10 protein-coding genes are annotated in these 14,605 nt (G+C 63.5%); 5 read left to right on the top strand and 5 right to left on the bottom strand.

The genetic code is table 11. From position 1 onward, the window contains the following. Positions 1–2: 2 nt before the first annotated feature. The 4 genes from P3T24_RS21820 to P3T24_RS21805 form a co-directional block, all read right to left on the bottom strand. Positions 3–1,181: an acetyl-CoA C-acyltransferase gene (locus P3T24_RS21820; protein WP_429288450.1), complete on the bottom strand. Its 1,179-nt coding sequence runs from the start codon at positions 1,179–1,181 to the stop codon at positions 3–5. A gap of 107 nt (positions 1,182–1,288) precedes the next feature. Further along, positions 1,289–1,918: a bifunctional nicotinamidase/pyrazinamidase gene (gene pncA, locus P3T24_RS21815; RefSeq protein ID WP_429288507.1), complete on the bottom strand. Its 630-nt coding sequence runs from the start codon at positions 1,916–1,918 to the stop codon at positions 1,289–1,291. Positions 1,919–2,010: 92 nt separating this feature from the next. Then, entirely contained in the window at positions 2,011–4,095 is a 2,085-nt protein-coding gene (locus tag P3T24_RS21810) for a 3-hydroxyacyl-CoA dehydrogenase NAD-binding domain-containing protein (RefSeq protein WP_429437760.1), read from the bottom strand. A gap of 153 nt (positions 4,096–4,248) precedes the next feature. Beyond that, a complete protein-coding gene (locus P3T24_RS21805) occupies positions 4,249–5,895 on the bottom strand; it encodes a 3-(methylthio)propionyl-CoA ligase (protein ID WP_429437757.1) in 1,647 nt (548 codons plus the stop codon). 155 nt (positions 5,896–6,050) lie between these two features. Between P3T24_RS21805 and P3T24_RS21800 the strand changes: the two genes are divergently transcribed. The 5 genes from P3T24_RS21800 (at position 6,051) to P3T24_RS21780 (ending at position 9,984) form a co-directional block, all read left to right on the top strand. Then, positions 6,051–7,607: a protein adenylyltransferase SelO gene (locus P3T24_RS21800; protein ID WP_429437755.1), complete on the top strand. Its 1,557-nt coding sequence runs from the start codon at positions 6,051–6,053 to the stop codon at positions 7,605–7,607. Positions 7,608–7,736: 129 nt separating this feature from the next. After that, a complete protein-coding gene (gene msrB / locus P3T24_RS21795; protein WP_074264755.1) occupies positions 7,737–8,156 on the top strand; it encodes a peptide-methionine (R)-S-oxide reductase MsrB in 420 nt (139 codons plus the stop codon). A gap of 188 nt (positions 8,157–8,344) precedes the next feature. Beyond that, positions 8,345–8,878, top strand: a complete 534-nt coding sequence (locus P3T24_RS21790; RefSeq protein ID WP_074264756.1) for a septation protein A — start codon at positions 8,345–8,347, stop codon at positions 8,876–8,878. 1 nt (position 8,879) lies between these two features. Further along, a complete protein-coding gene (locus P3T24_RS21785; protein WP_074264757.1) occupies positions 8,880–9,194 on the top strand; it encodes a BolA family protein in 315 nt (104 codons plus the stop codon). A 10-nt stretch (positions 9,195–9,204) separates the two neighbouring features. Next, positions 9,205–9,984 (top strand): peptidylprolyl isomerase, encoded by a 780-nt coding sequence (locus P3T24_RS21780; RefSeq protein WP_074264758.1) that lies wholly within the window; start codon positions 9,205–9,207, stop codon positions 9,982–9,984. 291 nt (positions 9,985–10,275) lie between these two features. On the opposite strand, the gene purL is transcribed toward P3T24_RS21780, so the two are convergent. After that, the gene (gene purL, locus P3T24_RS21775) at positions 10,276–14,346 is read right to left on the bottom strand and encodes a phosphoribosylformylglycinamidine synthase (protein WP_429437752.1); all 4,071 of its coding nucleotides are present in this window, start codon (positions 14,344–14,346) and stop codon (positions 10,276–10,278) included. Positions 14,347–14,605 lie beyond the last annotated feature (259 nt).

Below are 14,605 nucleotides of genomic sequence, written 5' to 3'. Positions count from 1 at the left end.
GCTTACACCACTTCGAACAGACCCGCTGCGCCCTGCCCGCCGCCGATACACATCGTCACGACCACCAGTTTCGCGCCGCGCCGCTTGCCTTCGATCAGCGCGTGTCCGGTCAGACGCGCGCCCGATACGCCGTACGGATGGCCAACGGCAATCGCACCACCGTTCACGTTGAGCCTGTCCTGCGGGATGCCGAGCTTGTCGGCGCAATACAGCACCTGCACGGCGAACGCTTCGTTCAATTCCCACAGGTCGATATCCTCGACCTTCAGCCCAGCCTGCTTGAGCAGCTTCGGCACGGCGAACACCGGACCAATGCCCATCTCGTCCGGCTCGCAGCCGGCCACCGCAAAGCCGCGGAAAATGCCTAGCGGCTGCAGCCCTTCCCGCTCGGCGACCTTCGCGTTCATCACCACAGCGGCCGACGCACCGTCGGAAAACTGGCTTGCATTGCCGGCCGTGATCACGCCGCCCGGCATCGCCGTACGAATCTTCGACACGCCTTCGAGCGTGGTATCCGCGCGGATGCCTTCGTCAGCGGCGATCGTCACTTCCCTGGTGAACAGACGACCGCTCGCCTTGTCGGCGACGCCTGCCAGCACTGTCAGCGGCACGATCTCGTCGTTGAACTTGCCGGCCTCCTGAGCGGCCGCCGCGCGCTGCTGCGAACGCACGCCGTATTCGTCCTGGCGCTCTTTCGAAATCGAATAGCGCTTCGCGACGTTTTCGGCGGTCTGCAGCATCGACCAGTAGATCTCGGGCTTGTTCTGGTTCAGCCAGCCCTCGAACATCATGTGGCGGTTCATCTCGTTCTGCACGCACGAGATCGACTCGACCCCGCCCGCCACGAACACGTCGCCTTCGCCGGCGATCACGCGCTGTGCGGCGAGCGCAATCGTCTGCAGGCCCGACGAGCAGAAACGGTTGACCGTCATCCCCGGCACGCTGACCGGCAGACCGGCGCGCAAGGCAATCTGCCGCGCGATATTGCCGCCCGTTGCGCCTTCCGGATTCGCGCAGCCCATGATCACGTCTTCGACGCGGGCCGGGTCGAGTTTGGCGCGTTCGACCGCGGCTTGCGTCACATGGCCGCCCAGCGTCGCGCCGTGCGTCATGTTGAAAGCGCCGCGCCACGATTTGGCAAGACCCGTGCGGGCGGTCGATACGATTACGGCGTCAGTCATGCAAGTCTCCTGCTTCAAATGTTGAGTGTGGTTCGCTCGCAGCGGTGAACCGCTGAACCGGCTGACCGCGCTTTACCTTGTGTTTCAGCCTGCCAACCCGCGGGCCTTCATTGACCCAGCAGCTCCGCGGACTGCACGCGCCTGACACCTGCGGCATGCAGATCGCGCCAGGCGGCGTCGAGCGAACCGTTGAGATCGATGGCGCGCGAAGCGTCCTCGATCAGCGCAACTTCAAATCCCGCTGTCCGGGCATCGAGCGCGGACCAGCCGACGCAGTAATCCGTCGCAAGGCCGCAGCACCAGACGCGTTTCACGCCCACTTCGCGCAGATAACCCGCAAGACCGGTGGGCGTCGTGCGGTCGGCCTCGAGAAAGGCCGAGTAACTATCGACGCTGGCATGGTGCCCCTTGCGGATCACCGCGCGTGCATGGGCAATGTCGAGGTCGCGATGCAAAGCGGCCCCGGGCGTGTCCTGCACGCAGTGGACGGGCCAAAGCACCTGCTCGCCATACGGCAGCGCGAGCATCTCGAACGGCGAGCGGCCCGCGTGGTTAGCGGCAAACGAGACGTGCGAAGCCGGGTGCCAGTCCTGCGTCAGCACCACGTGACTGAAGCCGCGCGCGAGCCGATTGATGACCGGCACGACTTCATCGCCATGCGCAACGGCTAACGCACCGCCCGGCATGAAATCGTTCTGCACGTCGATGACCAGCAGTACGTCCTCGGCATCTTTCATCGCGGCACCTCGCGCCATCTCGTTCACCTTGCTCACTTCACTCAGTCCGCTCACCGGTGGACAGCTGGGCAGCCTCTGCCGAACAGATGCGTCTAGCCGTTGAACCCGCGCCCCTGCCCGGCGAGTTCCGCGATGCTCGGCGCCAGCTGCCACGCATCGCCGTTCGCGCGCGCCGCATAACCGCGAATTGCCCGCTCGACGTTGTAGAGGCCCACGGTGTCGGCATACAGCATCGGGCCGCCGCGATAGAGCGGGAAACCGTAGCCGGTGAGGTACACCATGTCGATATCCGACGCCTTCGAGGCGATACCCTCTTCGAGAATCTTCGCGCCTTCGTTGGTCAACGCGAACACCAGACGCTCGACGATTTCCGCGTCGCTGATCTTGCGGCGCTGCGCGCCCGTCTCCTGGGAGTACGACACAATCATCTCGTCGACCAGCTTCGACGGATACGCCGTGCGGTCGCCCGCCTTGTAGTCGTACCAGCCGCTGCCGGTCTTCTGCCCGAAGCGGCCCGTCTCGCACAGACGGTCGGCGATCTTCGAGTAATGCATGTCCGGATGTTCCTGATAACGGCGCTTGCGGATCGCCCAGCCGATATCGTTGCCGGCGAGATCGCTCATGCGGAACGGGCCCATTGCAAAGCCAAACTTTTCGATGGCCTTGTCGACCTGCGCCGGCAGCGCGCCTTCTTCGAGCATGAAGAGCGCCTGGCGGATGTACTGCTCGATCATGCGGTTGCCGATGAAGCCGTCGCACACGCCCGACACCACTGCCGTCTTCTTTATCTTCTTGGCCAGTTGCATGACGGTGGCGAGTACGTCTTTCGCCGTTTCCTTGCCGCGCACGACTTCGAGCAGCTTCATCACGTTGGCCGGGCTGAAGAAGTGCATGCCGACCACGTCCTGCGGACGCTTCGTGAAAGCAGCGATCTTGTCGACATCGAGCGTGGAGGTGTTCGAGGCGAGGATCGCGCCGGGCTTCGCCACTTCATCGAGGCGCTTGAACACCTGTTCCTTGACGCCCAGTTCTTCGAAGACCGCTTCCACGATCAGGTCGGCGTGTTTGAGGTCGTCGTAGGAAAGCGTGGGCGTGATCAGCCCCATGCGCTGTTCCACTGCCTCGGGCTTCAGCTTGCCCTTCTTGACGGTGGCTTCGTAGTTCTTGCGGATCGTCGCGAGGCCGCGGTCCAGTGCTTCCTGCTTCGTTTCGAGCAGCGTGACCGGCAGACCCGCGTTGATGAAGTTCATCGCGATGCCGCCACCCATCGTGCCGGCACCGATCACAGCCACCTGTTTGATCTCGCGAACCGGCGTATCCGAAGGCACATCGGGAATTTTGCTGGCCGCACGCTCACCGAAGAACGCATGACGCAGCGCACGGCTTTCCGGCGTTTGCACCAACGCAACAAAGCACTCACGTTCGAACGCGAGGCCCTTGTCGAAGCCGTTCTTCACGCCCGCTTCGACTGCGTCGATACACTTGAGCGGCGCGGGAAAATTCTTCGCCATCGCGGCGACGGTGTTGCGCGTGAACTGAATGAAACCTTCCGCGTTGGCGTGCTCGATCTTGCGATCGCGCACCTTCGGATGCGCTCCGGCCTGCGCACCGACCTTGCGTGCGAAAGCCAGCGCGGCTTCAGCCAGATTGCCTTCCACCACCTCGTCGAACAGTCCCGAGCCGGCGAGCTTCTCCGACATCACCGGCGCGCCCGAAACGATCATGTTGAGCGCGGCTTCCAGCCCGATTGCGCGCGGCAGACGCTGCGTGCCGCCAGCGCCCGGCAGGATGCCGAGTTTCACTTCCGGCAGCGCGATCTGCGCGCCATGCGCCGCGATCCGGTAATGCGCGCCAAGCGCGAGTTCCAGACCACCGCCCATCGCGACGCTGTGAATCGCGGCGACTACCGGCTTCGTGCTGCCTTCGACGGCCTTGATGACCGTGTGCAGCGTCGGTTCCTGGGTCGCTTTGGGAGTATTGAATTCGGTGATGTCGGCGCCGCCCGAAAAGGCTTTGCCGGCGCCCGTCAGCACGATGGCCTTGATGGCCGGATCGTTCTGCGCGCGCTCGAGCCCTTCGACGATGCCGGCTCGCGTCGACAGACCGAGCCCATTGACCGGGGGATTGTTTAGCGTAATGACGGCAACGCCGTCATGAGTCGTATAGTCCACTGCCATCTGCCTGCCTCCATGCGGTAAGGCCGCGCATTACGCACTGCCTGTGCCGGTTCATTGTCCGACATTCCGGGTCAGCAAGCAGAATACACAAAAAAGCACGCTCGTTCAATTTATTGCGGAAAGGGTTTCCCCTGGGTCATTGACGGCAATGCGTCAGGTCGCGCCTTCGAGCGCCGACGGCAGCACGTGATCGCGGAAGATCTCGCGCAACTTCAGCTTCTGCAACTTGCCGGTGGCCGTATGCGGCAACTCGTCGACGAACACCACGTCATCGGGGATCCACCATTTCGCGACCTTACCCTGATAGAACGCAATCAGCTCGTCGCGCGTCACCTCGACGCCCTTGCGCTTGACCACCACCAGCAAAGGCCGCTCGGTCCACTTCGGATGCGCGCACGCGATGCACGCGGCCTCCGCCACTGCGGGGTGAGCGATTGCGACGTTCTCAACGTCGATCGAACTGATCCATTCGCCGCCTGACTTGATCACGTCCTTGCTGCGATCGGTGATATGCAGGAAGCTGTCCGGATCGATGGTGGCGACGTCGCCGGTCGGAAACCAGCCGTCGACGAGCGGCGAATCGTCATTGCGGAAATACCGGTCGATCACCCAGTGTCCGCGCACATGCAGATTGCCGAACGCGACGCCGTCCCACGGCAACTCATTGCCGTCCGGGTCGACGATCTTCATATCGACGCCGTAGATCACGTGGCCCTGCTTCTCGAGCAGTTCGCGCTGCTCGTCAGGCGAGCGCTGCGACTGTTCCCACGTGAGCTTCGCCAGGGTGCCGAGCGGCGACATCTCGGTCATGCCCCACGCGTGAATCACTTCGACGCCGTATTCGTCCTGGAAGGTGCGCAGCATCGCCGGCGGACAGGCCGAGCCGCCGATCACCGTGCGGTTGAGCGACGAAAAGCGCACACCGGCCTGCTTCATATACGTGAGCAAGCCGAGCCAGACGGTCGGCACGCCGGCGGAATACGTGACGCGTTCCGCTTCCATCAATTCGTAGAGCGACTTGCCGTCGAGGTCCTTGCCGGGGAACACGAGTTTCGCGCCCGTCAGCGGCGCTGCGTGCGGAATGCCCCATGCGTTCACATGGAACATCGGCACCACAGGCAGCACCGAGTCTCGCGCGGACAGGCTCATCGCATCCGGCAGCGAAGCACCGTACGCATGCAAGACCGTCGTGCGATGCGAGTACAGCGCACCCTTCGGATTGCCGGTCGTGCCCGAGGTGTAGCAAAGATACGAGGCCGCGCGCTCGTCGATCAGCGGCCATTCGTAGAGGCCATCCTGTGCGGCGAGCAGTGTCTCGTAGCTCAACACGGGCGTCTGCATATCGGGCAGGTGCGCGTCGTCCGTCAGCGCGATCCAGCCGCGCACCTTGGGACACTGTGGCGCCAACGTGTCGATCAGATCGGCGAAGCTGATATCGAACAGCACGTAGCTGTCGTCGGCATGATTGACGATGTAGGCGATCTGCTCGGGAAAAAGACGCGGATTGATCGTATGGCACACCGAGCCGAAGCCGGTCGTGCCGTAGTACGCCTCCAGATGCCGGTAGCCGCACCAGGCCAAGGTGCCGATCCGCTCGCCCGGCTGCACGCCGAGCGCGATCAGCGCCTGCGCCAGTTGTTTGGCGCGCTTTTCGCAGTCGCGGTAGGTGTAGCGATGCATATCGCCTTCGAGCCGCCGCGAGACGATTTCCGTGTTGCCAAAATGCCGCGCGGCATGCGCCAGCAGCGACGACACGTTGAGCGGCGTGTCCATCATCTGGCCCAGCAACGGCGTCGTCATAAGCAGCGGTCTCCTCGCGGTATTTGTGTCATCTCTCTCAGGTCGGCTGGCTCGCGGCGACTGGCTGGTTCGACCATTGGCGGCGCGAACAACCGGCCGGCCAGCAGCGCCGCGGGCGCCGACTTACAATATCGGTTAATCCAGAGGCGCTCAACATGTCGTTTTCCCCAAGCATTGCCGGCCTGTCCGGGCCGATGGCGGCGTTCGCCGAGGCCCTCGGCACCTCGCGCGAAGGCGCATTTGCCCAACTCGGCGGCGTCTTTATGACCCGCTTGCCGGCTGCGCCGCTCAGCGCCCCCTATGTGGTCGGGTTTGCCGCCGATACGGCCGCGTTGCTCGGCCTCGACCCTGAAGCAGTGCGCGATCCCGCCTTCGCCGAGTTCTTCTCCGGCAACACCACCCGCGACTGGCCCGCGGAGGCGATGCCTTATGCGTCGGTGTACTCGGGACATCAGTTTGGCGTGTGGGCCGGGCAACTCGGCGACGGCCGCGCACTTGGCCTCGGCGAAGTCGAGCACCACGGTGCCCGCTATGAGCTGCAGCTCAAGGGCGCTGGACGCACGCCTTATTCGCGCATGGGCGACGGCCGCGCGGTGTTGCGCTCGTCGATCCGCGAGTATCTGTGCTCGGAAGCGATGCACCACCTTGGTATTCCGACCACGCGCGCGCTGTGTGTGATCGGCTCCGACCAGCCGGTGCGCCGCGAGGAAGTGGAAACGGCCGCGGTCGTCACGCGGGTCGCGCCGAGCTTCGTGCGCTTTGGCCACTTCGAGCATTTCTATGCGAACGATCGGGTCGATGCATTGCAGTCGCTCGCCGACCACGTCATCGAACGCTTTTATCCGCACTGCAAGGAAGCGGACGATCCGTATCTGGCGCTACTGAACGAAGCGGTGTTGTCCACGGCTGATCTGCTCGCGCAATGGCAGGCAGTTGGCTTCTGTCACGGCGTGATGAACACGGACAACATGTCGATCCTCGGCCTCACGATCGACTACGGTCCGTTCGGCTTTCTGGATGGTTTCGATGCCGGCTATATCTGCAATCACTCCGATTCGCAAGGCCGTTACGCGTACCGGATGCAGCCGCAGATCGCCTACTGGAATCTCTTCTGTCTGGCGCAAGGGCTGCTGCCGCTGCTGGGTCAGCAGCACGACGAAAGCGTGCGCAGCGAGGAAGCGGTCAAAGACGCGCAGCGGGTACTCGAAGGCTTCAAGGACCGTTTTGCACCCGCATTGGAGCGCCGCATGCGCGCCAAACTCGGCCTGCAAACCGAACGTCCGGGCGATGACGCCCTGGCCAACCGCCTCTTTGAAGTCATGCAGGCGAACCGCGCGGACTTCACCCTCACGTTCCGCAATCTGGCCCGCGTTTCGAAGCACGACGCGAGCGGCGACGCGCCGGTTCGCGACCTGTTTCTCGACCGCCCGGCCTTCGATGTCTGGGTGAACGACTACCGCGCGCGGCTGTCCGAAGAAACACTCGACGATGCTGAGCGCGCCATTGCAATGAACCGCGTGAACCCCAAATTCATTCTCCGCAATCATCTGGCTGAAACGGCGATTCGCCGCGCCAGGGAGAAGGACTTTTCGGAAGTCGAGCGGCTGGCGCAAGTGCTGCGCCGTCCTTTCGACGACCAACCGGAACACGAAGCTTACGCCGCGCTGCCACCCGACTGGGCCAGTTCGCTGGAAGTCAGTTGCTCGTCGTAAAGCTCGCGTTGGCGTACTGCTGCCTGGTACCGTTTCTTCGCAGCACGCGTAGCGTGGATGAGCCAGCTCCCTGGCAGACCCGACCCAGAATCAGACCCAGATAGAGACAACCCGAGACAGGAACCGACCATGAACTCCGACGACACCAAGACCTCCCCCGCTGCGGTGCAGAAAGACGATGCCGAATGGCGCAACCAGCTCTCCGACATCGAGTATCAGGTCACCCGCCACGCCGCTACCGAGCGCCCCTTTACCGGCCGTTACCACGATCACTGGGATCGGGGCATTTACGACTGCGTCTGCTGCGGCACGCCGCTATTCGAATCGGACACCAAGTTCGACGCCGGCTGCGGCTGGCCGAGCTACTTCAAGCCGATCAACGGCGAAGTGATCGCCGAGAAAACCGACCGCTCGCATGGCATGCTGCGCATCGAAGTGCAGTGCAAGAATTGCGGCGCCCATCTGGGCCACGTGTTCGAAGACGGTCCGGCGCCGACCGGGCTTCGCTACTGCATTAACTCGGCTGCGCTACAATTCGAGCCCAAGTAACGCAACGCAGGCAACGCCAGCCCCGGGACAGACGCGATAGACCCTTCAGCCAGCTTGCGAACCGGCCACCTGGCGCCGGCCGCCAGCCGGCTGCCGCGACGGGTACACACTGCACGCATAATATGGGCGCAAGGCGCCCTTCACTCCGCGCCTATTTTTCCTCATTCCTCCTCGTCCCCGCCCAGATAATGAAATTCCTGTTCGATCTGTTCCCGATCATCCTGTTTTTCGTCGCATTCAAGCTGTGGGGCATTTTCACGGCAACGGCGGTGGCGATCGTCGCGACGCTGGTGCAGATTGCCTGGGTGGCATTCCGTCACCGCAAGGTCGACCCGATGCTGTGGGTCAGCCTCGGCGTCGTCACGGTGTTCGGCGGCGCAACGCTTGTATTGCACAACGATACCTTCATCAAGTGGAAGCCGACCGTGCTCTACTGGGCCTTCTCGGTGGCGCTGATCGTGTCGCAACTGGCGTTCAACAAAAACCTGATCGAAGCGATGATGGGCAAGCAGATCACGCTGCCGCACCGCACGTGGAGCCAGTTGAGCGTGATCTGGGCGGTGTTCTTCGTGTTGCTCGGCATCCTCAACCTGTTCGTCGCCTACCACTTCTCGACCAACGCCTGGGTCAATTTCAAGCTGTTCGGCGCGACCGGGTGCCTCGTGGTGTTCATTGTCGGCCAGAGCCTATGGCTGTCGAAGTACATGAAAGAAGAAGAGTGATATGAGCGACGACATTTTCCTGCATGCTACGACCACCGAACGCGTCGCGCTGATCGAAACACGCCTCGCCGCGGCGCTCGCGCCGGTTACCTCGATCACCGTGCGCGATGACAGTGCCCAACATGCGGGGCATGCGGGCGCCTCCGCAGGCGGTCATTTCAGTGTCACGATTGTTGCGGTTGCATTCGCCGGAAAGCCCCGCGTGGCACGGCACCGCTTGGTGTATGATGCGCTGGCCGATGCCATGCAGCGAGGCATTCACGCGCTCGCAATCACGGCCTACACGCCCGAAGAATTCGATTTGCTGTCCCGTTAGGAAACTTCCGATGACCTTGAAGAAAACCCGCCTCTGGGTATTGCTGGCCGCTTTTGCGGCTGCGCCTGTGTTTGCACAGAACATCGCCGTCGTGAACGGCACGCCGATTCCCAAAGCACGCGTCGATGCGCTCGTCGCTCAACTCGTTCAACAGGGTCAGCAGGACTCGCCGCAGTTGCAGACAGCCGTGCGCGAAGAACTGATCAACCGCGAAATCCTGATGCAGGAAGCGGCTCGCCGCGGCATCCCGAACCGCCCGGACGTCAAGGCGCAAGTCGCGGTCGCCCAGCAGACCGTCGTGCTGCGCGCGTTGATCGAAGACTTCGTGAAGAACAACCAGCCGAGCGACGCGGAAGTCAAAGCACGTTACGACGCGCTCGTGAAGGATGCTGGCGGCAAGGAATATCACCTGCACCACATCCTCGTGGATAACGAAGCCCAGGCCAAAGACCTGATCGCCAAGATCAAGGCCGGCGCGAGCTTCGAAGATCTCGCCAAGCAATACTCGAAGGACCCGGGATCGGGCAAGAACGGCGGCGACCTCGACTGGTCGGATCCGAAGGCCTACGTGCCGGAATTCGCCGCTGCGGCCGAGAAGCTGCAGAAAGGCCAGATGACCGACGCGCCGGTGCACACGCAGTTTGGCTGGCACATCATTCGTCTGGACGACACCCGTGATACCGCGCCGCCGCCGCTCGAACAGGTGCGTCAGCAGATCGTTCAGCAGATCCAGCAAGAAAAACTGCAGGCGTTTGAAGAGAGTCTGCGGAAGAACGCGAAGGTGCAGTAACGGGTAGGGGGTTGCGCTGATGGGCTTTTGTCCTGGGGTGTCACCCGCCAACCGCTTACTGGCCGGGCCACACGTTTAGCTTGGCCCGCAAACAACAAAGCCGCCCTTGGGCGGCTTTGTTGTTTTTAACGGCGGCTTCAGATTTTTGCGAGCCTGATTCTCGGCATCACGGCGCCGTCTGGCTCGATGCGGCGGCAGATTTTCACCGTCGCCGCTGCCACTCCCACCGCCGCTGCCACGCCCGCCGCGGCTTGCTTGCCGCGGCCCCTTCCCTTCAGCAGCGTATGCCCATCAACCCAGCCAGCGACGCGCGTTCTGGAACACGCGCAACCACGGGCTACCGTCGTTCGCGTTCCAGCCTTGCGGATGCCAGCTCATCTGCACCGTGCGATGCACGCGCTCGGTGTGCGGCATCAGGACCGTGAAGCGGCCATCAGGCGTTGTCACCGAAGTGATGCCATCCGGCGAGCCGTTCGGGTTGAACGGATACTGCTCCGTAGCCTGGCCGCGGTGATCGACAAAGCGCATCGCCACCGCCACCTTCGACGCATCGCCTTGCTGCGAGAAGTCCGCGAAACCTTCGCCGTGCGCGACGGCCACCGGAATGCGCGAGCCTTCCATGCCGCTGAAGAACAGCGACGGCGACTGCTGCACTTCGACCAGCGAGAAGCGCGCTTCGAATTTCTCCGACTTGTTGCGCGTGAACTTCGGCCATGCCTCGGCGCCCGGGATCATCGATGCAAGGCTGCTCATCATCTGGCAGCCATTGCAGATGCCGAGTGCAAACGTGTCCTTGCGGGCGAAGAAGACGGCGAACATATCGGCCAGTTGCGCGTTAAAGCGGATCGTCTTCGCCCAGCCCTCGCCTGCACCCAGCACGTCGCCGTAAGAGAAGCCGCCGCACGCAACGGCGCCCGCGAAATCGGCGAGCGTGGCGCGGCCAGCCAGCAGGTCGCTCATATGTACGTCGTAGGCGTCGAAACCGGCGCGGTCGAATGCATACGCGGTTTCGAGGTGCGAGTTGACGCCCTGCTCGCGCAGGATCGCCACGCGCGGGCGGGCACCCTTGGCAACAAACGGCGCGGCCACGTCTTCCGCTAGATCAAAGCTCAGCTGCGGCGTGATACCCGGATCGGCGGCATCGAGCAGCGCGTCGTATTCGGCATCGGCACAAGCCGGGTTGTCGCGCAGACGCGAAATGCGCCAGCTCACTTCGCTCCACGCACGATGCAGTTCCGTGCGCGGCGCTTCGTAGATCTTCTTCGCGTCGCGGTAGATTTCGATCGCGTCGCGTTCGTTGAGCTTGCCGATCACGTGCGAGCATGCCGACAGGCCATGTTCGCGCAGCGAGGCCAGCACCGCATCGCGATCCTGAGCACGCACCTGAATCACCGCGCCCAGTTCCTCGTTGAAGAGCGCGCGGATCGTGCGGTCTTCACGGCGGCCGCTGGTCTGCTTGGCCCAGTCTTTAGCGTCGCCGTAGTCGAATTCGTGATTTGGATCGAGCGTCAACATGTCGACGTTCAGCGACACACCCACATGACCCGCAAACGCCATTTCGCAGACCGTCGCCCACAGGCCGCCGTCCGAGCGGTCGTGGTAAGCGAGCAGCTTGCCGTCGCTATTCAGCGCCTGGATCGCGGCGAAGAAACGCTTCAGGTCTTCGGCGTCGTCGACATCCGGCGTCGTGTCGCCCACCTGTTGCGTGACCTGCGCCAGGATACTGCCGCCGAGGCGATGCTTGGCGCGTCCCAGGTCGATCGCGATCAGCACGGAGTCGCCCGCTTCGTCGACGCGACGCAGTTGCGGCGTCAGATGACCACGTACGTCTTCGACCGGCGCAAACGCCGAGATGATCAGCGAGACCGGCGCGACCACTTCCTTCGCCACGCCCTGGTCGTCCCATTTGGTACGCATCGACAGCGAGTCTTTGCCCACCGGAATGCTGATGCCGAGCGCCGGGCACAGTTCCATGCCGATCGCCTTGACCGTGTCGTACAGCGCCGCGTCTTCACCCGGCGCGCCGCAAGCGGCCATCCAGTTCGCGGACAGCTTCAGCTTGTCCAGCGACGCGATCGGCGCCGCCGCAATGTTCGTGACGGCCTCGCCGACTGCCATACGGCCCGACGCCGGCGGATTGATCACGGCGAGTGGCGTGCGCTCGGCCATCGTCATGGCTTCGCCGCGATAGCCGGCGTAGTCCATGGTAGTGATCGCCACGTCGGCAACCGGCACCTGCCACGGGCCGACCATCTGGTCGCGCGCGGTCGTGCCACCCACCGAGCGGTCGCCGATCGTAATCAGGAACGACTTGCTCGCCACCGTTGGGTGACGCAGCACGCTCACCGCTACTTCCGACAGGTTGATACCGGTGACATCCACCGGCAGCAGCGTGGTCTCGACGTGCTTGACGTCGCGATGCATACGCGGTGCCTTGCCGAGCAGCACTTCCATCGGCATATCGACCGGCTGGTGCGCGTCGTCGTTTTTCTCTTCGGCGTCGATCAGCTTCAACTGACGTTCGTTGGTCGCCGTGCCGATCACCGCGAATGGGCAGCGCTCGCGCTCGCAGATTGCCTGGAATTCCGGCAGATCGGCCGGCGCAATCGCCAGTACATAGCGCTCCTGCGCTTCGTTCGACCAGATCTCGCGCGGCGACAGGCCACTCTCTTCGAGCTGGATCTTGCGCAACTCGAAAATCGCGCCTTTGCTCGCGCCGTCCACCACTTCCGGGAACGCGTTCGACAGACCGCCCGCACCCACGTCGTGAATGCTCAGAATCGGGTTCTTCTCGCCGAGCTGCCAGCAGGCGTTGATGACTTCCTGCGCGCGCCGCTCGATTTCCGGGTTGCCACGCTGCACCGAGTCGAAGTCGAGTTCGGCGGTATTGGTGCCGGTTGCCATCGAGCTGGCGGCGCCGCCACCCATGCCGATGCGCATACCCGGGCCGCCGATCTGGATCAGCAGCGAGCCTTCCGGCAAGTCATGTTTGTGGGTGTGCTGATCGGAGATATTGCCGATGCCGCCCGCGATCATGATCGGCTTGTGATAGCCGCGCACGGTGCCCGCAACGTTCTGCTCGTAAGTGCGGAAGTAGCCACCCAGGTTCGGGCGGCCGAATTCGTTGTTGAACGCGGCGCCGCCGAGCGGACCGTCGATCATGATCTGCAGCGGCGATGCGATGCGGTCCGGGCGGCCATAGATTTGCTGCTCGTCAGCCGGATTGCGGTGGCCGACCGGCTGCACGGCGTCGCGGGCGTTTTCCCATGCTTCGCGCGCATCCGGCAAGTCGAGGTTCGATACGGTGAAGCCCGCGAGACCGGCCTTCGGACGCGCGCCGCGGCCGGTTGCGCCTTCGTCGCGGATTTCACCGCCCGCGCCGGTCGCAGCGCCCGGGAACGGCGAGATCGCGGTTGGGTGGTTGTGCGTTTCCACCTTCATCAGCGTGTGCGTCAGTTCGACGTGGCGCCCGTAGTGCTCAGCCAGTTCGCCTTCAGCCGCCGGCTTGCGCGGGAACCACCGCTCGGCCTGGCCGCCGGCCATGATTGCCGAGTTGTCCGAGTATGCGACGATGGTGCCCTGCGGATTGAGCTTCTCGGTATTGCGGATCATGTTGAACAGCGAGATGTCCTGCTTCTCGCCGTCAATGGTCCACTCCGCATTGAAAATCTTGTGGCGGCAGTGCTCGCTGTTGGCCTGCGCGAACATCATCAGTTCGACGTCGGTCGGGTTGCGGCCGAGCTTCGTGAAGGCGTCGACGAGGTAGTCGATTTCGTCTTCGGCGAGCGCGAGGCCCAGTTCCCGGTTGGCCGTTTCCAGCGCGCCGCGGCCGTGACCCAGCACATCGACCGTTTGCAGCGGCTTGGCCGGCAGTTCGTCGAACAGATGCATGGCGTGATCGCGCGACGGCGCCACGCTCTCGGTCATGCGGTCGTGCAGCGCGGCGGCGACAGCTTCGCGCGCTTCGTCGGACAACGTCTTCTTGCCAAGCAGGCCGCTCTTGAGCGTCACCGTGTATTCGACGCCGCGCTCGATACGGCGCAGTTGCGTCAAGCCGCAGTGGTGCGCAATGTCCGTTGCCTTGCTGGCCCACGGCGACACCGTGCCGAAACGGGGCACCACGAGAAAGGTCTCGCTGTTGCCGCGCTCTTTGACCTCGACGAACGGGTCGCCGTAGTGCATCAACGCTTCGATCTTCGCACTGTCTTCAGCCGTGAGCGGCGCCTGCGCGTTGACGAAGTGCAGATACTGGCCGTGCACGCCGGTGATGTTGGCGTCGATACGCGTAAGCGTCTCGAGCAGGCGGGTTTGACGGAAATCGGAGAGGGCCGAAGCGCCGGGGAAACACGAGAAGTGGGCCATGGACTTGACGTTGCGTCGATGAGTCGCGCGTGCGGGCGACGTGAGGCGAAAGAGAAGTCCAAGATTATACCCCGGGAAGACCCGCGAGCGGCCCTCCCGCAAGCGTCCGGGCGGTGTATGCGTGCGGTTTTGGCACGCGTTGGCACGCGCGGCCGGCCGAATTCCCGATCCTCGGACGCCTGCGCGTCTGGGCCGATTGACTGCTATCATTCGGCGTTTCACCAGATCGGCGCAGCGGTCCTCTGCACGCGCCGCATGT

Origin of the sequence: Paraburkholderia sp. GAS33 (genome assembly GCF_050436645.1) — a bacterium.
In the GTDB taxonomy this organism is placed as follows: domain Bacteria; phylum Pseudomonadota; class Gammaproteobacteria; order Burkholderiales; family Burkholderiaceae; genus Paraburkholderia; species Paraburkholderia phenazinium_B.
The sequence above is the reverse complement of the archived record's forward strand: the minus strand, read 5'-3'. Positions and strand labels throughout refer to the sequence as shown.

Coding starts and splice junctions, on each gene's coding strand:
- P3T24_RS21790 (WP_074264756.1), top strand. CDS start 8,345: ATGAAATTCCTGTTCGATCTGTTCCCGATCATCCTGTTTTTCGTCGCA.
- P3T24_RS21805 (WP_429437757.1), bottom strand. CDS start 5,895: ATGACGACGCCGTTGCTGGGCCAGATGATGGACACGCCGCTCAACGTG.
- pncA (WP_429288507.1), bottom strand. CDS start 1,918: ATGAAAGATGCCGAGGACGTACTGCTGGTCATCGACGTGCAGAACGAT.
- P3T24_RS21800 (WP_429437755.1), top strand. CDS start 6,051: ATGTCGTTTTCCCCAAGCATTGCCGGCCTGTCCGGGCCGATGGCGGCG.
- P3T24_RS21785 (WP_074264757.1), top strand. CDS start 8,880: ATGAGCGACGACATTTTCCTGCATGCTACGACCACCGAACGCGTCGCG.
- P3T24_RS21820 (WP_429288450.1), bottom strand. CDS start 1,181: ATGACTGACGCCGTAATCGTATCGACCGCCCGCACGGGTCTTGCCAAA.
- msrB (WP_074264755.1), top strand. CDS start 7,737: ATGAACTCCGACGACACCAAGACCTCCCCCGCTGCGGTGCAGAAAGAC.
- P3T24_RS21780 (WP_074264758.1), top strand. CDS start 9,205: ATGACCTTGAAGAAAACCCGCCTCTGGGTATTGCTGGCCGCTTTTGCG.
- purL (WP_429437752.1), bottom strand. CDS start 14,346: ATGGCCCACTTCTCGTGTTTCCCCGGCGCTTCGGCCCTCTCCGATTTC.
- P3T24_RS21810 (WP_429437760.1), bottom strand. CDS start 4,095: ATGGCAGTGGACTATACGACTCATGACGGCGTTGCCGTCATTACGCTA.